Annotated in this window: 18 protein-coding genes; 13 read left to right on the forward strand and 5 right to left on the reverse strand. The window is 69.7% G+C overall.

The genetic code is table 11. The features are described 5' to 3' along the window. Positions 1-41: 41 nt before the first annotated feature. A complete protein-coding gene (locus tag AC1HIL_RS29680) occupies positions 42-1,376 on the reverse strand; it encodes an MFS transporter (RefSeq protein WP_057592982.1) in 1,335 nt (444 codons plus the stop codon). Between the two features lie 187 nt (positions 1,377-1,563). Between AC1HIL_RS29680 and cyoA the strand changes: the two genes are divergently transcribed. The 8 genes from cyoA (at position 1,564) to trhA (ending at position 9,205) form a co-directional block, all read left to right on the forward strand. Next, positions 1,564-2,598: a ubiquinol oxidase subunit II gene (gene cyoA / locus AC1HIL_RS29685; protein WP_057592981.1), complete on the forward strand. Its 1,035-nt coding sequence runs from the start codon at positions 1,564-1,566 to the stop codon at positions 2,596-2,598. A gap of 2 nt (positions 2,599-2,600) precedes the next feature. After that, positions 2,601-4,604 (forward strand): cytochrome o ubiquinol oxidase subunit I, encoded by a 2,004-nt coding sequence (gene cyoB / locus AC1HIL_RS29690; protein ID WP_057592979.1) that lies wholly within the window; start codon positions 2,601-2,603, stop codon positions 4,602-4,604. Then, on the forward strand, positions 4,597-5,265 hold the full coding sequence (gene cyoC, locus AC1HIL_RS29695; RefSeq protein WP_261214827.1) for a cytochrome o ubiquinol oxidase subunit III: 669 nt from the start codon (positions 4,597-4,599) through the stop codon (positions 5,263-5,265). Before cyoB ends, cyoC begins: the two co-directional genes overlap by 8 nt. Further along, a complete protein-coding gene (gene cyoD / locus AC1HIL_RS29700; RefSeq protein ID WP_057592976.1) occupies positions 5,262-5,672 on the forward strand; it encodes a cytochrome o ubiquinol oxidase subunit IV in 411 nt (136 codons plus the stop codon). Before cyoC ends, cyoD begins: the two co-directional genes overlap by 4 nt. Continuing rightward, positions 5,669-6,532, forward strand: a complete 864-nt coding sequence (locus tag AC1HIL_RS29705; protein WP_479670675.1) for an SURF1 family protein — start codon at positions 5,669-5,671, stop codon at positions 6,530-6,532. Before cyoD ends, AC1HIL_RS29705 begins: the two co-directional genes overlap by 4 nt. Further along, positions 6,516-7,901: an ATP-binding protein gene (locus tag AC1HIL_RS29710; protein ID WP_057593001.1), complete on the forward strand. Its 1,386-nt coding sequence runs from the start codon at positions 6,516-6,518 to the stop codon at positions 7,899-7,901. Before AC1HIL_RS29705 ends, AC1HIL_RS29710 begins: the two co-directional genes overlap by 17 nt. Beyond that, a complete protein-coding gene (locus tag AC1HIL_RS29715; protein ID WP_296728771.1) occupies positions 7,882-8,451 on the forward strand; it encodes a response regulator transcription factor in 570 nt (189 codons plus the stop codon). The genes AC1HIL_RS29710 and AC1HIL_RS29715 overlap by 20 nt, the downstream gene beginning before the upstream one ends. 64 nt (positions 8,452-8,515) lie before the next feature. Next, complete coding sequence (trhA, locus tag AC1HIL_RS29720) at positions 8,516-9,205, forward strand: PAQR family membrane homeostasis protein TrhA (protein WP_479670676.1); 690 nt, start codon at positions 8,516-8,518, stop codon at positions 9,203-9,205. Between the two features lie 15 nt (positions 9,206-9,220). Here the strand turns inward: trhA and AC1HIL_RS29725 are convergent, their stop codons facing one another. The 3 genes from AC1HIL_RS29725 to AC1HIL_RS29735 form a co-directional block, all read right to left on the reverse strand. Then, on the reverse strand, positions 9,221-9,445 hold the full coding sequence (locus tag AC1HIL_RS29725) for a SlyX family protein (RefSeq protein WP_057592973.1): 225 nt from the start codon (positions 9,443-9,445) through the stop codon (positions 9,221-9,223). A gap of 74 nt (positions 9,446-9,519) precedes the next feature. Further along, positions 9,520-10,416 carry an SDR family NAD(P)-dependent oxidoreductase gene (locus AC1HIL_RS29730; protein ID WP_479670677.1) on the reverse strand — a complete coding sequence of 299 codons (897 nt, stop codon included), beginning with the start codon at positions 10,414-10,416 and terminating at the stop codon, positions 9,520-9,522. 28 nt (positions 10,417-10,444) lie between these two features. Then, the gene (locus AC1HIL_RS29735; protein WP_479670678.1) at positions 10,445-11,188 is read right to left on the reverse strand and encodes an SDR family oxidoreductase; all 744 of its coding nucleotides are present in this window, start codon (positions 11,186-11,188) and stop codon (positions 10,445-10,447) included. Between the two features lie 123 nt (positions 11,189-11,311). Here AC1HIL_RS29735 and AC1HIL_RS29740 point away from each other — a divergent pair, with 123 nt between their 5' ends. From AC1HIL_RS29740 to AC1HIL_RS29760, 5 genes are all read left to right on the forward strand, one after another. Continuing rightward, positions 11,312-12,217 (forward strand): LysR family transcriptional regulator, encoded by a 906-nt coding sequence (locus AC1HIL_RS29740; RefSeq protein ID WP_479670679.1) that lies wholly within the window; start codon positions 11,312-11,314, stop codon positions 12,215-12,217. Positions 12,218-12,372: 155 nt separating this feature from the next. Further along, positions 12,373-14,835 carry a type VI secretion system Vgr family protein gene (locus tag AC1HIL_RS29745; protein WP_479670680.1) on the forward strand — a complete coding sequence of 821 codons (2,463 nt, stop codon included), beginning with the start codon at positions 12,373-12,375 and terminating at the stop codon, positions 14,833-14,835. Positions 14,836-14,840: 5 nt separating this feature from the next. Further along, positions 14,841-15,851, forward strand: coding sequence for a DUF4123 domain-containing protein (locus AC1HIL_RS29750; protein WP_479670681.1), 1,011 nt, complete (start codon positions 14,841-14,843; stop codon positions 15,849-15,851). A 22-nt stretch (positions 15,852-15,873) separates the two neighbouring features. Next, a complete protein-coding gene (locus AC1HIL_RS29755) occupies positions 15,874-18,828 on the forward strand; it encodes a metallophosphoesterase (RefSeq protein ID WP_479670682.1) in 2,955 nt (984 codons plus the stop codon). 10 nt (positions 18,829-18,838) lie between these two features. Beyond that, complete coding sequence (locus tag AC1HIL_RS29760; RefSeq protein WP_479670683.1) at positions 18,839-20,065, forward strand: right-handed parallel beta-helix repeat-containing protein; 1,227 nt, start codon at positions 18,839-18,841, stop codon at positions 20,063-20,065. Between the two features lie 14 nt (positions 20,066-20,079). Here AC1HIL_RS29760 and AC1HIL_RS29765 read toward each other — a convergent pair whose 3' ends face one another. Beyond that, positions 20,080-21,642 (reverse strand): MFS transporter, encoded by a 1,563-nt coding sequence (locus AC1HIL_RS29765; protein WP_479670684.1) that lies wholly within the window; start codon positions 21,640-21,642, stop codon positions 20,080-20,082. Positions 21,643-21,722 lie beyond the last annotated feature (80 nt).

The following is a 21,722-nucleotide window of genomic DNA, read 5'->3' on the forward strand; positions in this document are numbered from 1 at the left end:
GCAAGGGCCCCTTCTCGTGCAACGGATGCGACGGCGCGCGCTCAGTCGCGCACCAGCGCCCGGTTCAAGCCCAGCGCCGCGAGCGTTCCCGCCGCGCCCGACAGCAGGTACACGCTCACGTAGGCCAGCCCGAAGTGGGCCGACAGCCCCAGCGCGACCAGCGGCGCGAAGGCGGCGCCGATCAGCCAGGCCAGGTCGGTGGTCAGCGCGGCACCGGTGTAGCGGTACTTGGCCTCGAAGTTGCCGGTCACGGCACCGGCCGCCTGGCCGTACGACAGGCCCAGCAGGATGAAGCCCAGCAGGATGAACACGTCCTGCCCGATCTTGCCGCCGTCGAGCAGCGTGGGCGCGAAGCCGCTGAACACGGCGATCAGCGCCGCCAGCCCGCCCAGCGTGAAGCGGCGGCCGATGCGGTCGGCGATCAGGCCCGAGGCCACGATGCCGCCGGCGCCGAGCACGGCGCCGATCATCTGGATCACCAGGAACTCGGTGATGGCCTGGTTCGAGTAGAGCGTGATCCACGACAGCGGGAACACGGTGATCAGGTGGAACAGCGCATAGCTGGCCAGCGCCGCGAAGGCGCCGATCAGCAGGTTCGAGCCCTGCGAGCGCACCAGCTCGACCACGCTGGTGGGCTGCAGCTCGCGCTCCTCGAGCAGGCGGGCGTACTCGTCGGCGGCCACCAGGCGCAGGCGCGCGAACAGCGCCACCACGTTGATCGCGAAGGCCACGTAGAAGGTGTAGCGCCAGCCCCAGTCGAGGAAGTCCTCGAGCGTCAGGCTCGAGTAGAGGTACGCGAACAGCGCGCTGGCCACGAAGAAGCCGATCGGCGCGCCGAGCTGGCCCAGCATGGCGTACCAGCCGCGGCGGTTGGCCGGGGCGTTGAGCGCGAGCAGCGAAGGCAGGCCGTCCCACGAGCCGCCGAAGGCCAGGCCCTGGCCGAAGCGGAAGATCGACAGCAGCACGATCGAGGTGAAGCCCAGGCTCGCATAACCCGGCAGGAAGGCAATGCCGGCGGTCGAGGTGCCGAGCACGAACAGCGCCAGCGTGAGCTTGGTCTCGCGGCCAAAACGTCGCTGGATCTCCATCGAGATGACAGTTCCGAACGGCCGTGCGATGAAGGCGAAGGAAAAGACCACGAAGGCCCAGAGGGTTCCCTCGAGCCGCTGCTCGAACGGGAAGAAGACCGCCGGGAACACCAGCACCGAGGCGATGCCGTAGACGAAGAAGTCGAAATATTCCGAGGCGCGGCCGATGACCACGCCGACGGCGATCTCGCCCGGATCGATGCGCGAGTGGTCGTCGTCCGGGGCGGCGGTGTCGGACGTGTGCGGCACGGGCGATGCGCCTTGCGGGCTGATGCTGGACGTCGTCATTGGGTTATGTAATTCGGTTGTCACGAAGCGTGACAAAGGTAGGCCATGAAACAGGTGCCAAGCGTCTCACCGAACGAGGATTCCCGCCATAGGACAAAACGTCCAATAGCCTGCGGGAACCTTTGGTCGTAGATTGTGGGGTCTTTCGCGCGGCCCTGGCCACCCTTCCGCCCTTCCGTCTCTCGGCATGCCCATCCTCCACACCCTTCGCCGATGGCTCCTGCTGTTGCCCCTCGCCTTCCTGGCGGGCTGCAACACGGTGCTCCTGAATCCCTCCGGCGACATCGCCAACCAGCAAGGACGGCTGATCGTCGTCTCGACCGTGCTGATGCTGATCATCATCATCCCGGTGATCGCGCTGACGGTCTTCTTCGCCTGGCGCTACCGCGCCTCGAACAAGGAAGCCATCTACAAGCCGAACTGGGACCACTCGACCCAGCTCGAGCTCGCGATCTGGGCCGCGCCGCTCCTGATCATCATCGCGCTGGGCGCGATCACCTGGATCAGCACCCACACGCTCGACCCCTACCGCCCGCTCAGCCGCATCGACGCGCAGCGCCCGATCACGGCCGACGTCAAGCCGCTGACCGTGGAAGTGGTGGCGCTCGACTGGAAGTGGCTGTTCATCTATCCCGAGCAGGGCTTCGCCACCGTGAACGAACTCGCGGCCCCGGTGGACCGTCCGATCACCTTCAAGATCACCGCCTCGTCGGTGATGAACTCCTTCTTCATCCCCGCGCTGGCCGGCCAGATCTACGCCATGCCCGGCATGGAGACCAAGCTGCACGCGGTCATCAACGCGCCCGGCGAGTTCGACGGCTTCTCGGCCAACTACAGCGGCGCCGGCTTCTCGGGCATGCGCTTCAAGTTCCACGGCCTGAGCAACGCCGACTTCGACCAGTGGGTGCAGAAGGTCAAGTCCAGCCCCGAAGGCGAACTCAGCCGCGAGCGCTACCAGAAGCTCGAAGTGCCGAGCGAGCGTGAGCCCGCCAGGCATTTCGCGAGCGTGTCGCCCGACCTCTACGGCGCCATCCTCAACCGCTGCGTCGACCGCAGCAAGATGTGCATGAGCCAGATGATGGCGATCGACGCCGACGGCGGCCTGGGCAAGCCCGGCGCCTACAACGTCGCGACCGCGCAGCCCTGGCAACCCGACGACATCAATTCGCCCAAGCGTGCGTACGGCAAGTACGTCACGGCGATGTGCACCACCGAAGAATGACGATGCTCCAGAACCTCGACCTGACGAAGCTCGTCTTCGGCCGCCTCACGTGGGAGGCGATCCCCTACCACGAACCGATCCTGCTGGTAACCTTCGCCGCCGTCGTGCTCGGCGGTGTCGCGCTGCTCGGCGCGATCACCTACTTCAAGCTGTGGAGCACGCTGTGGCACGACTGGATCACCAGCATCGACCACAAGAAGATCGGCATCATGTACATCGTGCTGGGCCTGGTGATGCTGCTGCGCGGCTTCGCCGACGCGCTGATGATGCGCGCCCAGCAGGCGGTGGCCTTCGGCGACAACGCGGGCTTCCTGCCGCCGCACCACTACGACCAGATCTTCACGGCCCACGGCGTGATCATGATCTTCTTCGTGGCGATGCCGCTGGTCACGGGCCTGATGAACTTCGTGGTGCCGCTGCAGATCGGCGCGCGCGACGTGGCCTTCCCGTTCCTGAACAACTTCAGCTTCTGGATGACCACCTTCGGCGCCGGCCTCGTGATGGCCTCGCTGTTCGTCGGCGAGTTCGCCAAGACCGGCTGGCTGGCCTATCCGCCGCTGTCGGGCATCCTCTTCAGCCCCGACGTGGGGGTCGACTACTACATCTGGTCGTTGCAGATAGCGGGGGTGGGCACATTGCTCTCGGGCGTGAACCTGCTGGCGACCATCGTGAAGATGCGCGCGCCCGGCATGACCATGATGAAGATGCCCGTCTTCACCTGGACCGCGCTGTGCACCAACGTGCTGATCGTGGCCGCCTTCCCGGTGCTGACCGCCGTGCTGGCCCTGCTGTCGCTCGACCGCTACGTCGGCACCAACTTCTTCACGAACGACCTCGGCGGCAACGCCATGATGTACGTGAACCTGATCTGGATCTGGGGCCACCCCGAGGTCTACATCCTGATCCTGCCCGCCTTCGGCATCTTCTCGGAGGTGGTCTCCACCTTCTCGGGCAAGCGCCTGTTCGGCTACGCCTCGATGGTCTACGCCACGGTCGTGATCACGATCCTGTCGTACCTGGTGTGGCTGCACCACTTCTTCACCATGGGCTCGGGCGCCAGCGTGAACTCCTTCTTCGGGATCACGACGATGATCATCTCGATCCCGACCGGGGCGAAGATCTTCAACTGGCTCTTCACCATGTACCGCGGCCGCATCCGCTTCGAGCTGCCGATGATGTGGACCGTGGGCTTCATGATCACCTTCGTGATCGGCGGCATGACCGGCGTGCTGCTGGCCGTTCCCCCGGCCGACTTCGTGCTGCACAACAGCCTGTTCCTGATCGCCCACTTCCACAACGTGATCATCGGCGGCGTGCTGTTCGGCATGCTGGCGGGCATCACCTACTGGTTCCCGAAGGCCTTCGGCTACAAGCTCGACCCGTTCTGGGGCAAGTGCTCGTTCTGGTTCTGGATCGTCGGCTTCTGGTTCGCCTTCATGCCGCTGTACATCCTGGGCCTGATGGGCGTGACGCGCCGCATGAGCCACTTCCAGGACATGTCGCTGCAGATCTGGTTCCAGGTCGCCGCCTTCGGCGCCGTGCTGATCGCGCTGGGCATCGCCTCGTTCCTGATCCAGATCGTGGTGAGCTACATCCGCCGCGACTCGCTGCGCGACACCACGGGCGACCCGTGGGACGGCCGCACGCTCGAGTGGTCGACCTCGTCGCCGCCGCCGGCCTACAACTTCGCGTTCACGCCGCGCATCCATGACAACGACGCCTGGTCCGACATGAAGGCACGCGGCTACCAGCGCCCGCTGGAAGGCTTCAGCCCGATCCACATGCCCAAGAACACGGCCGCCGGCTTCGTCATCGCGGCGCTGAGCGCGGTGTTCGGCTTCGCCATGATCTGGCAGATGTGGCTGGTGGCCGGCGTGGGCTTCTTCGTGATGCTCGTGGCCATCATCGTCCACACCTTCAACTACAAGCGCGACTACCACATCCCCGCGGACGAAGTCGTCCGCACCGAAGACGCTCGCACGCGCCTCCTGGCCGCCCATGTCTAACAGTACCGCCCTCCCCTCCAGCGCCGCCGGCACCCACACGGTGGGCAACGCATCGAGCGTGCCGACCTTCGAGCTGTTCAACGTCCGCAACGAGGACCACCATCCGGAGAACGGCACCCTGCTCGGGTTCTGGCTCTACCTGATGAGCGACTGCCTCATCTTCGCCTGCCTGTTCGCGGTGTACGGCGTGCTGGGCCGCAGCTACGCGGCCGGCCCCTCGGGCGCCGACCTGTTCGACCTGCCGCTGGTGGCGATCAACACCTCGCTGCTGCTGCTGTCGTCGATCACCTATGGCTTCGCGATGCTCGAGATGCAGAAGAAGCGCATGGGCGGCACGCTGGCCTGGCTGGCCATCACCGGCCTGCTGGGCGCGGGCTTCATCGGCCTCGAACTCTACGAATTCGCGCACCTGATCCACGAGGGCGCGGGCCCGCAGCGCAGCGCCTTCCTGTCCTCGTTCTTCGCGCTGGTCGGCACCCACGGCCTGCACGTCACCTTCGGCATCGTCTGGCTGGTCGTGCTGCTGTTCCAGCTGCCCAAGCACGGCTTCACCGCGGCCAACCGCCGCCGCCTGATGTGCCTGTCGATGTTCTGGCACTTCCTGGACGTCGTCTGGATCGGCGTCTTCACCTTCGTGTACCTGATGGGATCCATGGCATGAGCGCAGCACCCCACGACACCCATGGCCACGGCCATGACGACCACGGCCACGGCGATCACCACGACGACGGCCCGGTGAGCCACAGCACCTTCAAGGGCTACATGACCGGCTTCGTGCTGGCGGTGATCCTCACGGCCATTCCGTTCTGGCTCGTGATGGGCAAGGTGCTCGACAGCAAGAGCACGACCGCGCTGATCATCCTCGGCTTCGCCGTGGTGCAGATCGTGGTGCACATGGTGTATTTCCTGCACATGGACACCAAGTCCGAGGGCGGCTGGAACATGCTGGCGCTGATCTTCACGCTGGTGCTCGTGGTCATCACGCTGGCCGGTTCGCTGTGGGTCATGTACCACATGAACACCAACATGATGCCGCCGTCGATGCACGACATGAAGAACATGCCTTGAGCGCGCCGGCCACCGACCGCACGCCCACCGGCCGCCAGCGCTCCGCGGCCGGGCTCGTGGTGCTGGCGGTCCTCGGGGCCGTGCTGTTCGCCGCCTTCTTCGCGCTCGGTACCTGGCAGGTCGAGCGCCGGGCCTGGAAGCTGGCCCTGATCGAGCGCGTCGAGCAGCGCGTGCATGCCGTGCCGGTCGCGCCCCCGGCGCGCGCCGACTGGCCGCGCGTCAATGCCGCCGACGACGAATACCGCCACGTGCGGCTCTCGGGCGTCTTCCTCCACGAGAAAGAGACCCTGGTGCAGGCCAGCACCACCCTCGGCGCCGGCTTCTGGGTGCTGACGCCGCTGCAGACCGCGCGCGGCGTGGTGATGGTCAACCGCGGCTTCGTGCCGCCCGAGGCTCGCGAGCGCGCCGCGCGCACCGCGCCCGAGCCGATGGGCGAGACCCAGGTGACGGGCCTGCTGCGCATCAGCGAGCCGCGCGGCGGCTTCCTGCGCAGCAACGACCCGGCCGGCGGACGCTGGTATTCGCGCGACGTGGCGGCGATCGCCGCGGCGCACGGCATCGCGGCCGACGCGGTGGCGCCCTACTTCATCGACGCCGAGGCCGAGCCCGGCATTCCGCGCGCGCTCGACGGCGCGCCCGCCTGGCCCGCGCCCGGCCTCACCGTCATCGCCTTCCACAACAGCCACCTGGTGTATGCGCTCACCTGGTACGGGCTGGCGCTGATGGTCGCCGCGGGCGCGGTCTTCGTCTGGCGCGACGAGCGCCGAGGCCGCTCTACCGGCGGCAGCGACAATGCGCGCCATGCCGACGGACAGCCGCACGCCGCCCCCGCTTCCCATCGCGATGCCGACCGCGGCTGACGCGGTCGCGGTCGCCGGCGCGCTGCAGGCCCCGCGCGCGGGCGTGGCCAGCCTGGACAACGCGACCGGCCACAAGAACATGCAGCAGCTGATCCAGCTGCGCTGGTTCGCCGTGGTGGGGCAGGTGGTGACGATCCTGGTGGTGCACTACGGCTACCGCATCCACCTGCCGCTCAACCAGATGCTGCAGGCGCTGACCTGCCTGGCGCTGTTCAACCTCGCGAGCCTGCTGCGCTGGCGCACCCACCGGCGCGTGACCAACGGCGAGCTGATGCTCGCGCTGCTGGTCGACGTGGCGATCCTGACCTCGCTGCTCTACCTGAGCGGCGGCGCCAGCAACCCCTTCGTCTTCCTCTACCTGCTGCAGGTGATCCTGGGCGCGGTGCTGCTCAAGCCCTGGTCGACCTGGACCGTGGTGGGCGTCACCACCCTGTGCTTCGCGGGGCTTGCCCTGTTCTCGCGCCCGCTCTCGCTGCCGCCCGACCACGACCGCGGCCTGTGGAGCCCCTACATCCAGGGCACGCTGGTGTGCTTCGCGCTCAACGCGGCGCTGCTGGTGGTGTTCATCACGCGCATCAGCGGCAACCTGCGCGAGCGCGACGCCAAGCTCGCGGGCCTGCGCCAGCGCGCCGCCGAGGAGGAGCACATCGTGCGCATGGGCCTGCTCGCCTCGGGCGCGGCGCACGAGCTCGGCACGCCGCTGGCCACGCTGGCCGTGATCCTCGGCGACTGGCGCCGGCTGCCGCACTTCAGCTCCGACCCCGAGCTGCTGCAGGAGGTCAGCGAGATGGAGATCCAGATCCAGCGCTGCAAGTCGATCGTCAGCGGGATCCTGCTGTCGGCCGGCGAGGCGCGCGGCGAGTCGTCGGAGGAGACCACGGTCAGCACCTTCCTCGACGACCTGGTCGAGGAGTGGCGCACCACGCGGCCGGTCGGCACCTTCGTCTACGACAACCGCTTCGGCCGCGACCTGCCGATGGTCTCCGACTCGGCGCTCAAGCAGATGATCTGCAACGTGCTCGACAATGCGCTCGAAGCCTCGCCGCACTGGGTGCGGCTCGAGGTGGCGCACGAGGGCGACGACCTGCAGCTGGTCGTCACCGACGCCGGCCCGGGCTTCGCGCCCGCGATGCTGGCGCAGTTCGGCAAGCCCTACCAGTCGAGCAAGGGCCGCCCCGGTGGCGGCCTCGGGCTGTTCCTGGTGGTCAACGTCGCGCGCACCGTGGGCGGCCGCGTGGCCGCGCGCAACCGGCCCGAGGGCGGCGCCGCGGTCACGCTGGCGCTGCCGCTCGCGGCCATCGTGCTGGAAGAAGAGGACGACGAGGAAGAGAACATCGGGATGCATGGCCATGACGGAATCCCCCACTGACACCGGCGCCGAGGCCGAGGCCGAACGCCAGCTGCTGATCGTCGAGGACGACGCGGCCTTCGCGCGCACGCTGGGCCGCTCGTTCGAGCGCCGCGGCTACACCGTGCTGCACGCGAGCAACCTCGAGGATGTGGAGGACCTGCTGCGCCACCATGCGCCGGGCTTCGCGGTGGTCGACCTCAAGCTCAACGGCGAGGCCTCGGGCCTGGCCTGCGTGCAGACGCTGCACCGGCACGACGCCAAGACGCTGATCGTGGTGCTGACCGGCTTCGCGAGCATCGCCACCGCGGTCGAGGCCATCAAGCTCGGCGCCTGCCACTACCTGGCCAAGCCCTCGAACACCGACGACATCGAGGCCGCCTTCGGCCGCGCGGTCGGCACCACCGAGGTCGAGCTGACCAACCGCTCGACCTCGATCAAGACCCTCGAATGGGAGCGCATCCACGAGACCCTGGCCGAGACCGGCTTCAACATCTCCGAGACCGCGCGCCGGCTCGGCATGCACCGGCGGACGCTCGCGCGCAAGCTGGGCAAGCAGCAGGTCAAGTAGCGGCCCCGGCGGCGCGGCATCGAGGAACCCACGGCAAGCACCGACACTCTTTCTTGGGATGACCATGCACCCGACACCGACGCCCGCCCCTGTCGCCACCCGCCGCGCCGCGCCCGTGGTGCGCGACCAGACCACGCTCGAGGAGATCTTCAACGCGCTGAGCCACGGCCTCGGGCTGCTGCTGGCGATCGCCTCGCTGCCGATCCTGGTCTACAGCGCGGCGCAGAAGGGCACCGCGGCCGGCATCGTCGGCGCCAGCCTGTTCGCCGGCACCGCGATCGTGCTGTACCTGATCTCCACGCTCTACCACGCGCTGCCGATGGGCCGCGCCAAGGCCTGGTTCAACCGCTTCGACCATGCCGCGATCTATCTCTTCATCGCCGGCAGCTACATGCCCTTCGTGCTCGGCGTGCTGCGCGGCCCCTGGGGCTGGACGCTGTTCGGTGCGATCTGGGCCGCGGCGGCGCTGGGCGTGGGCGCCAAGCTGTTCGACCGGCTCAAGCATCCGCTGTGGTCCACCGGCCTCTACGTGGCAATGGGCTGGATGGCGCTGATGGCGGCCGTGCCGCTGGTGGAGCGCATGTCGGGCGCGGGCCTGGGCTGGCTGGTGGCCGGCGGCCTGTTCTACACCGCGAGCGCGGTGGTCTTCCTGTTCGATTCCAAGGTGCGCTTCGCCCACTTCGTCTGGCACCTGTTCGTGCTCGCGGGCAGCACCTGCCACTTCTTCGCCGTGCTCTGGCACGCGCACGGCTGAGCCGGCGCTTCGGCCTCAGTAGTGCGGCGGCAGCTCGTCGCGCAGGTTGCGCGGCGCGCCGCCCTGGCCCGCGGCCTGCACCTGCTCGCGCAGCTGCCCCAGCTGGGCCAGCAGGCCGTCGATCTGCTGCTGCTGGCGGTAGATCGTGAGGTTGAGCTGCTCGAGCAGGTCCTCGGCATAGCTGGCCTTGATCTCGAGCTCATTGAGCCGCTCGGCGACTTCGTGGGGCGAATGTTCCATGGCGCTATTGGACAGGAAGACTGGCCGCGGTTTCGTGACGATCGCGCGGCCGGCCCGCCTTTGCACCGCGCGGCTCAGCGCCGCACTTTTGCCTCGAGCAGGTCGGCCATGCCGATGCGGTGCGCGAACTCGATGCGCACGCGCTCCGACACCTCGAGCACCTCGGCCGCGCCGTCGTTCACGAAGTCGATCACCGGCCGCATCGGCCGCTGGCCCGCGGGCAGGCCCACGATGCGCACGATCTCGTCGGCCACCGCCTGCGGATCGGCGTGCTCGGGCGTCAGCGCCGAGAGCTTCGCGCCGATCTGGTCCATCAGTCCGTCGTAGCGGCCATAGGCCGCGGCCGTGGCCGCGTCGGCCGGCTTGCCCGCGCTCGGGAAATGGTCGGTGCCGCGCGTGAACGCACCAGGCACCACGATCGAGGTCTCGATGCCGAAGCGCGCGATCTCGTAGGCCAGGGTCACGGCGAGCGAATCCATCGCCGCCTTGGCCGCGCCGTAGGGCCCCATGAACGGCGGGAAACCGCCCTTGGTGGTGGTGCTGCTGATCCACAGCATCAGGCCCGATTCCTGCCGCCGCAGGTAGGGCAGCACCGCGCGGTTGACGCGCTGCGCGCCGAGCACGTTGGTGTCGAACACCTTCACGATCTCCTCGGGCGTGAAGGCCTCGGTCGGGCCGACCACCAGGTGGCCGGCGTTCTGCATCACCACGTCGAGCTGGCCCTGCTCGCGCACGATCGTCGCGGCGGCGGCGTCGGCCGAGTCCTGCGACAGCACGTCGAGTTCGAGCGGATGCAGCTCGAGCCCCCTGGCTGCCGCCAGCGCGCGCAGTTCGGCCGCGCGCGGCGCGTTGCGTCCCGCGATGTCGCGCATCGAGGCGTAGACGACGTGGCCCGCCTCGGCGAGCGACCGGGCGCTGAGCTTGCCGATGCCGGTGCCGGCGCCCGTGACGAGGATGATCTGCTTGTTCATGAGGCTTCTCCTTCGATGGATGGAAGGCTCAGGCCAGGCCGCCGTTGGCGCGCAGGATCTGGCCGTTGACCCAGCCCGCGTCGGGACCGGCGAGGAACGAGACCACCGAGGCGATGTCCTCGGGCTGGCCCAGGCGCTGCAGCGGCGGCATCCTGGCGAAGGCCTGGACCTGCTCCTCGGTCTTGCCGTCGAGGAACAGCGAGGTGGCGATCGGGCCCGGCGCGACCGCATTCACCGTCACGTTGCGGCCGCGCAGCTCCTTCGCGAACACGTGCGTGAAGGCCTCGACCGACGCCTTGGTGGCGTTGTAGATCGCATAGCCGGGCATGTTCAGCGCCAGCGTGGTGCTCGAGAAGTTGACGATGCGGCCGCCCTCGGCGAGGCGCTTGGCGGCCTCGCGCAGCGTGTTGAAGGTGCCGCGCACGTTGATGTCGAAGACCTGGTCGTAGAGCGCGTCGTCGTGCTCGGCCAGCGGCACGGTCTTGAGGATGCCGGCGTTGTTGACCAGCACGTCGACGCGGCCGAGCTGCTGCTCGACGGTGTCGAACATGCGGCGCACCTCGTCGGCGCTGGCGACGTCGGCGCGCACGGCGATGGCCCGGCCGCCCGCGGCCTGCAACTGGGCGACCAGCGCCTCGGCCAGCGCCGGGCTCGAGGCGTAGTTGACGGCGACGGCGAAACCGTCGGCCGACAGGCGCTGCGCGATGGCGGCGCCGATGCCGCGCGATGCGCCGGTGACGATCGCGACCTTGGGGTTGGAGGACTGGTTCATGGCGTGTTTCCTTGCGGTGGTTGGTGGGTGAGACGAATCTTCGATCGTTCCACCAAAAAGATAATCACCGTCAAATCGCCATTACCATTCCATTCACTTCAACAATAGACCGACGGCACCGCCATGGACCGCTTCCAGGAAATGCAGGCCTTCGTGCGCATCGCCGAGCGCCAGAGCTTCACCCAGGCCTCGGAAGACCTCCAGATTCCGCGCGCCACCGTCACCAACCTGATCAAGCGCGTCGAGCAGCGCATCGGCACCCGGCTGCTCGAGCGCACCACGCGCACCGTGCGGCTCACGCAGGATGGCGAGGCCTACTACCGCCGCTGCGTGCGCCTGCTGGCCGACATGGAAGAGGCAGAGGGGCTGTTCCGCAACACGGCGCCCAAGGGGCTGCTGCGCGTCAACCTGCAGGGCACGCTGGCGCGGCATTTCGTGGTGCCGGCGCTGCCGGACTTCCTGGCGCGCCATCCCGAGCTGACGCTGCACATCGGCGAGGACGACCGCCTCATCGACCTGGTGCGCGAGGGCGTCGACTGCGTGCTGCGCGCCGGCACGCTGCAGGACTCCTCGATGGTCGGGCGCCGCATCGCGCTGCTGCCGCAGGTCACGGTGGCGAGCCCCGACTACCTGGCGCGGCATGGCGAACCGGCCGATCCCGCGGCGCTGGCCGCGCCCGGCTCGACGCATCGCGCGGTCGACTACCTCTCGAGCGCCACGGGCAAGCCGGTGCCGCTCGAATTCACCGTCGACGGCCGCGTGAGCACGCTGCAGCTGCCGGCCACCGTGTCGGTCACCGGCACCGACCTCTACACCGGCTCGGCCGTCGCGGGCCTGGGGCTGGTGCAGGTGCCGCGCTACCGCGTGGCCGCGGAGCTGGCCGACGGGCGGCTCCAGGTGGTGCTCGACGGCTTCGCGCCGCCGCCGATGCCGGTGTCGGTGCTGTATTCGCAGCACCGGCAGCTGTCGGCGCGCGTGCGCGTGTTCACGCAATGGCTGCGCGAGGTGTTCGAAGCCGCCGAACTGTGATCGGCATGTGAAGCGCGCGTGCGCGCCCCTTCGACTTTTGCACGCTCGGCACGGATTTGTGGCGCGCCACCGCGCGGGTTGACCGTTGTTTGCAGACCCGGCGCCGCGTGCCCCGCACACTGGCCCGACCGCTTCGCTCACCCAGGAAGTCGTCGATGCCACCACGCACCCTGCGGGTCCGTTCGCCCGCAATCCCTCTCGTTTCCGGTCGCCCCGCGCTCGAGCCCGTGCGCCTCGCGGGGCAGGAAGGCATCAACGGCCTGTTCGACTACGAGCTGCTGCTCGAGACAACCGAAGCGGCGGACCTCGACCTCGATGCCTTCATCGGTCGCGAACTCCATTGCGAGATCGCGCTCGACGATGGCCAGGGCGGCATCCGCGAGATCAACGCGCTGATCGCCGAGGCCGCCTGCCTGGGCGAATCGCAACGCCACGCGCGCTACCGGCTCGTGCTGCGCCCCTGGCTGCACCTCGCCACGCTGCGCAGCGACTGCCGCATCTTCCAGGACCTCGACGTGGTGCGGATCCTCGACCTGCTGCTCGAGCCCTATGGCTTTCCGATCGAGAAGCGCCTGTCGCAGCGCTATCCGGTGCGCGACTACCAGACCCAGTTCAACGAGAGCGACTTCGCATTCTTCAGCCGCCTGTGCCAGGAGTGGGGCATCAACTACCACTTCGCGCATGAGCGCGGCGCGCACCGGCTGGTGCTGTGCGACCACATGGGCGCCCACGCGCGCTTCGCGAGCCCGGCCTGCGCCGAGGTCGAATACCACGCGCCGGGCTCGAAGCTCGATGCCGAGTACCTGCACAGCTTCGTGCCCGAACATCGCCTGACGAGCGGCCGCTACGCCACCCGCGACCACGACTACCTGCGGCCGCACGCCGACCTCGGCGCCGGCCAGCGCGACCCGCGCCCCACGGGCCAGGCCGACGGCGAGGTCTACCAGTGGCACGACGCCCGCGCCGGCAGCCATGTCGCGCAGCCCGGAGCGGGCGCCGCGCCCGGCAACGATCCCTTCGATGAAGGCCGGCTGCTCGCGCGGCTGCGCATGCAGGCGCTGCGCACGCACGGTGCACGCGCGCGGGCCAGTGGCAACCTGCGCGGCATGGTGCCCGGATGCAGCTTCGGCCTGCGCAAGCATCCGCGCGCGGCCGCGAACGTCGAGTACCTGGTGCTCCATGCGCGCTTCCTGCTCGAGGACACGGGCCACGACAGCCAGAGCAACGCAGCGAACCCGCAGCGCTGGCGCGCCGAGGTCGAGCTGGTCGCGCATCCGATGGCCGAAACGCTGCGGCCCGTACCCACGCAGCCCAAGCCGCGCGCCGGCGGTCCGCAGGTGGCCACGGTGGTCGGCCCCGCGGGCGAGAACCTCTGGACCGATGCGCTGGGCCGCATCAAGGTGCAGTTCCCCTGGGACCGGCTCGGCACCCACGACGCCCACGGCAGTTGCTGGCTGCGCGTCTGCTCGCCGTGGGCCGGCAACCAGCTCGGCGCGATCCACGTGCCGCGCATCGGACAGGAGGTGCTCGTCGACTTCATCGGCGACGACCCCGACCTGCCGGTCTGCACCGGGCGCGTTCACAACGCGCTGAACCTGCCGCCCTGGGCCCTGCCCGCGCAGGGCGCGCTGAGCGGCTTGCGCAGCCGCGAGTTGGCACCGCATGGCGGCAATGCCGCCGCGGGCCGCTGCAACCACCTGTTGATGGACGACAGCGAAGGCGAGATTCAGGCGCAGCTGCGCAGCGACCACGGGCATTCGAGCCTGGGCCTGGGCTTTCTCACGCGCGTGGAAGACAACGCCGGGCGCAAGGAGGCGCGCGGCCAGGGCTTCGAGCTGCGCACCGACGCGCAGGGCGTGTTGCGCGCGCAGGACGGCCTGCTCCTGAGCACCGAGGCGCGGCCCGATGCCGCGAAGCATGCCAAGCACATGGACGAGACGACGCGGCGGCTGGCGCGGGCCGCCGGCCGGGTCGAGGCGCTCGCGCTGGCCGCGCGCCATGCCGGCGCGCAGGACGGCGAGGACGACCAGGCCATCGTCGCGGCCGCGCTGCGGCGGCAGAACGATGCGCTGCGCGGCACGCGCGGCGACTTCCCCGAACTCGACGCGCCGCATCTGGTGCTCGCGAGCCCCGCCGGCATCGCCTTCAGTGCCGACCAGGGGCTGCACGGCCACAGCGGAGCCCACGCCCAGTTCAGCAGCGGCGGCCATGCCTCGATCGGCGCCGGCCGACGGCTGCTGGCCAGCGTCGCCGAGGGCCTGCGCGTCTTCGCGAAGCGCCATGGCATCCGGGCCCTCGCCTCGGAAGGCGAAGTCCGTTTCGAGGCGCAGAGCGATGCCATCGAAACCACCGCATCGAAGGACATCGACATCGTCAGCACCGAGGACACGGTCTACATCGTCGGCAAGAAGAAGGTCACGCTGGTGGGCGGCGCGAGCTTCAGCGAATGGCGCGAGGGCGGCATCCGCCATGGCACGCCCGGCAGCTGGATCGAGCATGCGGCCCTGCATGCGACGCCGGGACCGGACACGCGCCCGACCGCCGAGGCCGCCAGCGTCTGCGAGGCCTGCATGACACGCGCCCGCGCGCAGCGATCCGGCGTGGTGCCGCGCGAATGACGGCCATGGCATCGATCGAGGCGGCGCTGCTGCGGCGGCTGGCGGGCGACCTGCGCCATCTGCTGCACGCGGCGCCCGCGGGCGCCACCGTTCATGCCCTCGTGGAGGCGGCGCTCTGCGTGCCCGAAGGCGCGCTCGCGCGCTGGATCGCGTGCCACGGCCTCGCGGCGCACGCACTGCTCGACGGCACGCCCGAGGCGCGCTTCGCGAACGACGGCCCCTGGCTCGTGGCATTGCCGGCGCGCATGCCCGACATGGCCATCGACGAGCTGGCGCGCATCGCCGCGCTACCGCAGGCCCTGCTGCTGCTCGGCAGCCCGCTGCCGATGCCGCGGCTCGCCAACCACCTGCGCAGCTGGCTCGACGCCGCCATGGTCGATGCGGAGGGCGGGCGCACCGGTCTGCTGCTGCGCTGTTTCGATGCCTGTACCGGCATGGCGATGGTCGACCTCTGGCCCGCGGCGGAACGCCAGGCCTTCGTGGGGGCCTTCGACGGCTGGTGGGGCTGGAATGCCCGCTTCGCGCTCGAACACCGCGCGGGCGCCGCACGGCCGGTGGCGGCGCCTCGCACCGAGCCGCTGGTGCTGGACGAAGCGCTGCTCGAGCGCATCGACGCCCTCAACCGCGCCGAACGCCTGCTGCACCTGGTGCTCGACGAGGACGTTGCGGCCGGCGAACTCGATGGCGTTCCGTGCTGGCTGCACCGTGCCATCGCCAGGCGGGCGCTGGCGCGTGCGCAAGCGCTGGGCCTCGCGGGCTGGCAGGACGAACGCATCGCGGTGGCGCTGTGCCTGCGCGTGCATCCCGCGATCCTCGAGCAGCCCTGGATGTGCGCGCTCGCGGCCGGCGCCCGCACGGGGAATGGCGGTCTCCTGCGCGCCGTTGCCGGCATCGCACCCGAGGTCCTCGACGCCGAGCGCCGGCGTCATGCGGCGCGCGTGCTGGAGGACATGGCGCGCGAGATCGCGGGCTGCGCGACCGGCCATGAGCTCACCGCCACCGTCTCGCCCCACTGAGCGCCCACGAAAGAAACCGCCCATGGACATCGCCAGCAGCCTCGCCAACGCCGGCAACGGCCAGCACGACCGCGGCGTCAGTTGCCATCCCTCCGAGGCCACGGCACGGGTCGCTGCCGTCATCCTCTACCCCAGCCTCGGCTGCCCGCTCGTGCTGGCACCGGGCCAGACCCGCGCGCGCCTCGTGATCGGCGTGAACGCCAACGACAGCCGCCGCTTCGCCGTCGACGCCACGACCGGACTCGCGCAGGCCGCGCATCCCTACATCGACCGCCACTTGCGCCTATGCCCCATCGAACGCAAGCCGGACGATACCGACACGACGCAGGGCACGCTGTTCGGCGATGGCCGGACCTACGCGAAGGCACGCGCCGCGCTCACGACGCGCGCCCTCGGCCCCTTTCGCGCGCAGACGATCGTGCATTGCAGCGACGGCACGGCCTTCGGCATCTCGCCCGCGGGCATGCGGCTCTACCGCGAGTTCGAAGGCGGCACGCTCTACGAGATCGAGTTCGACCCGCGCACTGCGCCCTTCACGCGCATCGACGCCTCGGGCTTCCTGAGCTTCGCCTGGATGGTCGCGCTGACGCCGGCCGAGAAGAAGGCCTGGCCCGGCGGCGATGCGCCCTGCGCCGCGCACTACCAGGACCTGCTGGTCCAGCGCTTCCTGCAGGCGCAGCGCGGCACGCGCGGCGGAGCGATCGGCGACCTGCGCGAGTACGACGTCGATGCCATCGGCGCCACACGCATCGGCGCGCCCGGTGCCGACCGGCCGCGGCTGCAGGCCTGGCACCCCGTGATCCGCGCGAGCACGCCGACGCTGCGGATCGCGCACCTGAGCGACGTGCACGTCAACCTGCGCCAGCAGGCGCTGGCCCGTTCGCGCGCGATCCTGCTCGAGGGCGCGGAAGGCGCCGGCCCGCTCGCCGAACCCTTCGCCGCGCGCACCCTGTGCAATGCCTTCCTGCACCTGCGCGGCCTGTTCGAGGCCGTCGCCCCGAGCCGCGAGCCCGACAGCGCCCTGCTGCTGACCGGCGACCTGATCGACTTCAACCGCAACATCGATCCCGCGCGCGCCGGCGCCACGCTGGGCGAGCAATGGCGCGCCTTCAACATCCTCGGCAACGCGCACGACGCCGATCTCTACGCGCGCTGGCAGGACGACATGCAGGTCTACAGCCTCGTGCGGCATGCCTATGCGCGGCTCAGGCTGCCGGTGTTCATGACCACCGGCAACCACGAGGCCTACGAGATGCCCTACGGCATCAGCCCGCGCGTGGGCGGCTGGGGCATGGCGCTCGGCGCGATGGAGAACGCCGGCCGGCATGCCGGCCCGTCGGTCGTGGAGCGCACCGATCCGGCCCTCGCGCGGCACCGCGGCCGGCTCGAGGAGGCCAGCCGCTTCTCGCCGACCCGCGCCAACGAAGGCATCGCGGCCGACCACAACCTCACGATCTACGAAGCCGCGCTCGCCTATGGCCCGACCTACGGCCAGACCTACACCTCGCTCAACTACGACGCCGCCAACTTCGATCTCTTCGGCGCGCTGTTCAATCCGCTCGGCGACTTCGTCGTCGGGCTCGGTGGCCCGCAGGGCGCGCGAACGGCCGGCCAGCTGCTCGTGGGGCTGGCCTGGGGCGAGCACGAGAACTTCCAGAACCTCGCGGGCGGCACCGGCAGCGTGGGCGTGGACCGCCAGGGCGCCATGATCCTGCCGCGCGCCGCGAGCAGCTTCAGTCCCGGCCAGCAGGCGCTGCTGCGGCATGCGCAGCAGCTCAAGACCGCGAGCGGCGCATCGCTGCTCGTGGCGAGCCACTTCACCATCTTCAGCTACGACCAGGGCGTGCCCTTCTCGGCCGCCGATGCCGGCTTCACGCCGGCCGACACGCCCGATGGCCAACTCCACAGCCCGGGCGGCCTCACCGCCTTCAACATGGGCACCTGCGAGCGCAGGCTGCGCTGGTACTTCGACCACCTGGTCCTCGGCGATGGCCCGCGGGTCGACTGGCACTTCAGCGGCCACAGCCACCGCGCCGGCGTCTACCAGGCCGCGCGCAGCGCGCGGTCCAGGGGACGCGTCGAGGTCACGAGCGCCCGAGACCCTGGGCTGGAGGGACCGCAGGCGGGCGATGGCCGCGCCACGCGCTTCGTCGTGTCGAGCTGCGGCGGACCCATCGGCTACCAGAACCTCGACGGCGAACTCGCGGGCTGGACCTTGCGCCCGCCCGCGGGCAGCGTGCTCGACCCGGTGCGCCATCGGCTCTCGCAGGTGCGAAGCGCGACGGGGACGGGGCGACCCCGGCTCGCGGTGGCGCTGGACTACCTCCACCTGATGCATCCGAAGGATCCGCCGCTGCGGTTCGTCTGGGCACAGCGCACGGGGCTGCTGACATCGCGGCGGTCGCCGGAGGTCGAGGTGGTGTTGAGCGAGCGGATGGCGGTGCTGGATTGCATCGCGGGGGTCAGGGTGTGGGTGTGCGAGATGGTCGAGAGCCAAGGAAACGCACTCAAGAAGACGCGGCCACGATGGCATCGCCTCGAACCCGCGCTCGTCCATCGTCGGCAAAGAACGCTCGTCTTCAACCCACGCGACCTCGATGCATTGGCCAGCGGAATGGTCTCACTCCACAGCGCCAACGAGACTACAGAAGAACGCGAGACATCGCGTCCCGGGGACCGCCACCAGGTGATCGAACGGGCCCCGCAGGCCTTTTGCGAAGTCGTCCTGAAATCACCGGCGATCGCCAAGGGCACGCCCGACTGGAGCACGGACATGAATGTCGACGACCCCTGGCTTTTCCCCCTCGATATCGGTACCGCCCGCCTGGGCACCACCTTCATCGACTTCATGCGCCGCCGCGCGGGAGAGCAAGGCGAAGTGCCCGACTGGGATTGGCTCCATCGCACCTGGGGCAAGTACCCGACGCCGGCCGGCAACCTCTATCCGGACCCCAAGAAAGTCATCCGACTGGATTGACGAGGACCCCATGCAACGCCGCCACCTGTTCACCTCGATCGCAAGCCTGTCGATCGCGCCGTCCATCCCACTGTTGACCAGCTGCCGCCTCATGAAGAAAGACATCAAGGAATTCGGCAAGACCTTCGAGTACCTGAAGGACGATGCCGCGCGTGCCAAGGAGACAGGCAATGCGCCGATGGTCATCGAAGGGGCATCGTTCGACGGCACGCAGTTTCACGGACAGGTGTGGCGCCATCTGAAGTTCGTCGATTGCGATTTCACGGGCGGCTACCAGATCCGCCTCGAAGCGATGGCCAATGTCGAATTTCGCAACTGCCACTTCGCCGGCGTCATCGAATTCGGCGTCATGACCGACGTGCGCTTCCACGGTTGTTATTCCCAGGGAAACTCGAACTGGGGCGGCCAGCGAGGCAGCAGGAACGTGGTGTTCGAAAAATGCCGCTTCATCGGCTCGAGCAGCGACAGGAACCGCCAGGGCGCGATCGGCACCTACGGCGACGCGACCTTTCTGGGCTGCGTGATCAAGTGGTTCGACATCAGTGCCGATACGGGCCTGGTCGCCAGGGACTGCGACTTCGACGGCGTGTCCTATCACCCTGAGAACGCCACCGTCCTCATCGAGAACTGCCGGCTTAGGGGGCTCTTCAACATGGTGCCCGCGGGCCTCGCCTCACTGACGGTACGCGACACGGTCGTCGATCACCTGGACTTCAATCGCGCGGAGGTGAAGGGCGACATCCTGATAGAGCGCGTGCGCGGTGGATCGCTGCTGGCGCGCATCGGTGGCGGGCTGCGCATCACCGTCCGCGACAGCCAGTTCAAGTCCAGCCCGCAAGGGCCTTCCCCGTTCAAGCTGGTGTCGGCCGATACGCTGCACGCAACGATCGACAACGTCCAGTTCCTTGGCGGCGGCAAGCCCGTCGAACTCAGCTTCGGCCTCGTCGGCTCCAAGGCCGAAGGCGTCGCCCCTCAAGTCAACCAGACCTTCACCCTCCGCAACAGCCACATCGACCACCTCGACGCCACCTACCTGCGCAGCGCCCATGTGCGCTTCGAAGGCAACGAGTTCGGCCGCCTCGAGCTGCAGCACAGCCGCATCGGCACGCTGGAGTTGCTCGGCAACACCATCGTGCGCACGGTCGACTTCACGAACGTGGAAGCCGACGACGCCAAGGTGCAACCGCTGGGCGCCGGCCAGGCCCGGCTCGAGGGCTCGAACATCCGGCTCGACTGACGCGCGGGCGCCCCTCAGGACGCCGGGCAGTTCAGCGCCGCCTCCGCTCCCTGCGCCTGTTCCTCGCCGCGCAGGAACGCGAACACCACCACCGCCGTCAGCACCGTCACGGCCGCGAGCCCCAGCAGCAGCGTGGCGAAGGCATCGCCATACACCTGCAGCACGGCGGCGCGGTCCAGGCCCGGCAGCAGCGTGAGCGCCTGCTGCAGGCCGCCGGTCGTGACCTGCTGCGCGGCCTGCGACGCGGCCGACGATCCCGAAGCCAGGGAGCCGACGCCCGGCAGATGCGCCAGCCGCGCCCCCACCAGCGCCGTCAGCGCCGCCCCCACCAGCGCGAGCGCGATGCCCTCGCCCGCCACGCGCACGGTGTTGAAGATGCCCGAGGCCATGCCCGCGCGCTCGCGCGGCACGACGCCGACCGCGAGCCCGTCCATCAGGCCCCAGGGCAGGCCGATGCCGCCGCCGATCAGCAGCAGGGGCAGCAGCAGTTCGCGCGGTGCCGCGCCCGGTGCACAGCGGCCGAGCGCATAGAGGCCCACGGCGCAGACCAGCAGGCCCACGGCCGAGATGGCGCCGGCCGGGAAGCGGTGCGCGAGCCACGCGGCCAGGGTCGGCACGACGAGGATCGGCCCCGACAGCGCGAGCATCAGCCGGCCGGTCTCGGCCACATCGCGTCCCTCGAGGCCGACGAAGCGGATCGGCAGCAGCACCAGCAGCACGACGAAGGCGTAGGCCGGCGCGCTCGCGAGCAGCTGCACGCCGACGAAGCGCGGATAGCGGAACAGCGTCAGGTCGAGCATCGGATGCGCGACGCGGCGCTCGATCGCGACAAAGACGACACCCAGCAGCACGGCGCCGGCCAGCGCGCCCATCACCCAGGGGCTGCCCCAGCCGCTGTCGGGCGCCTGCAGCACGCCCAGGGTCAGCAGGCTCAGCGCGCCCGTGAAGCTCAGGGTGCCGGGCACGTCGAGGCCCATGGCCTGCGGGTTGCGCGACTCGCGCATGCACGCCGCGCCGATCGCCAGCGCCGCGAGGCTCACGAGCGCGGGGCTCCACATCACGGCCTGCCAGCCGAAGCGCTCGCCGAGCCAGCCCGCGAGCAGCGCGCCCGAGGCGAGGCCGGCGCCGAATGAAGTGCCGATCAGGCTGAAGGCGCGCGTGCGCGCCGCACCGTCGAAGACCTGCGCCAGCGCGGCGGTGCCGGCGGCGAAGGCCGCGGCCGCACCGAGCCCCTGCGCGGCGCGCGCGAGGTCGAACCACACGATGCCCGGCGCGCACACCGCGAACAGGCTGCCCAGCAGGATCAGCAGCAGCCCGAGCACGAACACGCGCTTGCGCCCGCAGGCGTCGGCCAACGCGCCGGCCGCCATCAGCGTGCCGCCGAAGCTCAGCATGAAGGCATTGGTGACCCAGTTGAGCTGCACCGGGCTGCCGCCCAGCGCGGCATGGATGGCGGGCAGCGCGACGGCCGGGCCGGTGAAGCTCAGCGGCATGCCGATCGCGGCCAGGCAGACGGCGGCGAGCAGCCAGTACGGGCGTGGCGCCGGGGAAGACGAAGACGGAAAAGAAGAAGACATGGACACCCTTCACGCAGGACCGAAGACAGGCCGGGCGGCGCCGGTCCGGAGGCCCGGCCGACGCCCTGATCGGCGTGAAG

Source organism: Variovorax sp. ISS6, assembly GCF_056523145.1.

Bases quoted from the DNA above. Each gene is read 5' to 3' on its own strand.
- AC1HIL_RS29680 (WP_057592982.1), bottom strand. From the start codon at position 1,376: ATGACGACGTCCAGCATCAGCCCGCAAGGCGCATCGCCCGTGCCGCAC.
- cyoA (WP_057592981.1), top strand. From the start codon at position 1,564: ATGCCCATCCTCCACACCCTTCGCCGATGGCTCCTGCTGTTGCCCCTC.
- cyoB (WP_057592979.1), top strand. From the start codon at position 2,601: ATGCTCCAGAACCTCGACCTGACGAAGCTCGTCTTCGGCCGCCTCACG.
- cyoC (WP_261214827.1), top strand. From the start codon at position 4,597: ATGTCTAACAGTACCGCCCTCCCCTCCAGCGCCGCCGGCACCCACACG.
- cyoD (WP_057592976.1), top strand. From the start codon at position 5,262: ATGAGCGCAGCACCCCACGACACCCATGGCCACGGCCATGACGACCAC.
- AC1HIL_RS29710 (WP_057593001.1), top strand. From the start codon at position 6,516: ATGCCGACCGCGGCTGACGCGGTCGCGGTCGCCGGCGCGCTGCAGGCC.
- AC1HIL_RS29715 (WP_296728771.1), top strand. From the start codon at position 7,882: ATGACGGAATCCCCCACTGACACCGGCGCCGAGGCCGAGGCCGAACGC.
- trhA (WP_479670676.1), top strand. From the start codon at position 8,516: ATGCACCCGACACCGACGCCCGCCCCTGTCGCCACCCGCCGCGCCGCG.
- AC1HIL_RS29725 (WP_057592973.1), bottom strand. From the start codon at position 9,445: ATGGAACATTCGCCCCACGAAGTCGCCGAGCGGCTCAATGAGCTCGAG.
- AC1HIL_RS29730 (WP_479670677.1), bottom strand. From the start codon at position 10,416: ATGAACAAGCAGATCATCCTCGTCACGGGCGCCGGCACCGGCATCGGC.
- AC1HIL_RS29735 (WP_479670678.1), bottom strand. From the start codon at position 11,188: ATGAACCAGTCCTCCAACCCCAAGGTCGCGATCGTCACCGGCGCATCG.
- AC1HIL_RS29740 (WP_479670679.1), top strand. From the start codon at position 11,312: ATGGACCGCTTCCAGGAAATGCAGGCCTTCGTGCGCATCGCCGAGCGC.
- AC1HIL_RS29745 (WP_479670680.1), top strand. From the start codon at position 12,373: ATGCCACCACGCACCCTGCGGGTCCGTTCGCCCGCAATCCCTCTCGTT.
- AC1HIL_RS29750 (WP_479670681.1), top strand. From the start codon at position 14,841: ATGGCATCGATCGAGGCGGCGCTGCTGCGGCGGCTGGCGGGCGACCTG.
- AC1HIL_RS29755 (WP_479670682.1), top strand. From the start codon at position 15,874: ATGGACATCGCCAGCAGCCTCGCCAACGCCGGCAACGGCCAGCACGAC.
- AC1HIL_RS29760 (WP_479670683.1), top strand. From the start codon at position 18,839: ATGCAACGCCGCCACCTGTTCACCTCGATCGCAAGCCTGTCGATCGCG.
- AC1HIL_RS29765 (WP_479670684.1), bottom strand. From the start codon at position 21,642: ATGTCTTCTTCTTTTCCGTCTTCGTCTTCCCCGGCGCCACGCCCGTAC.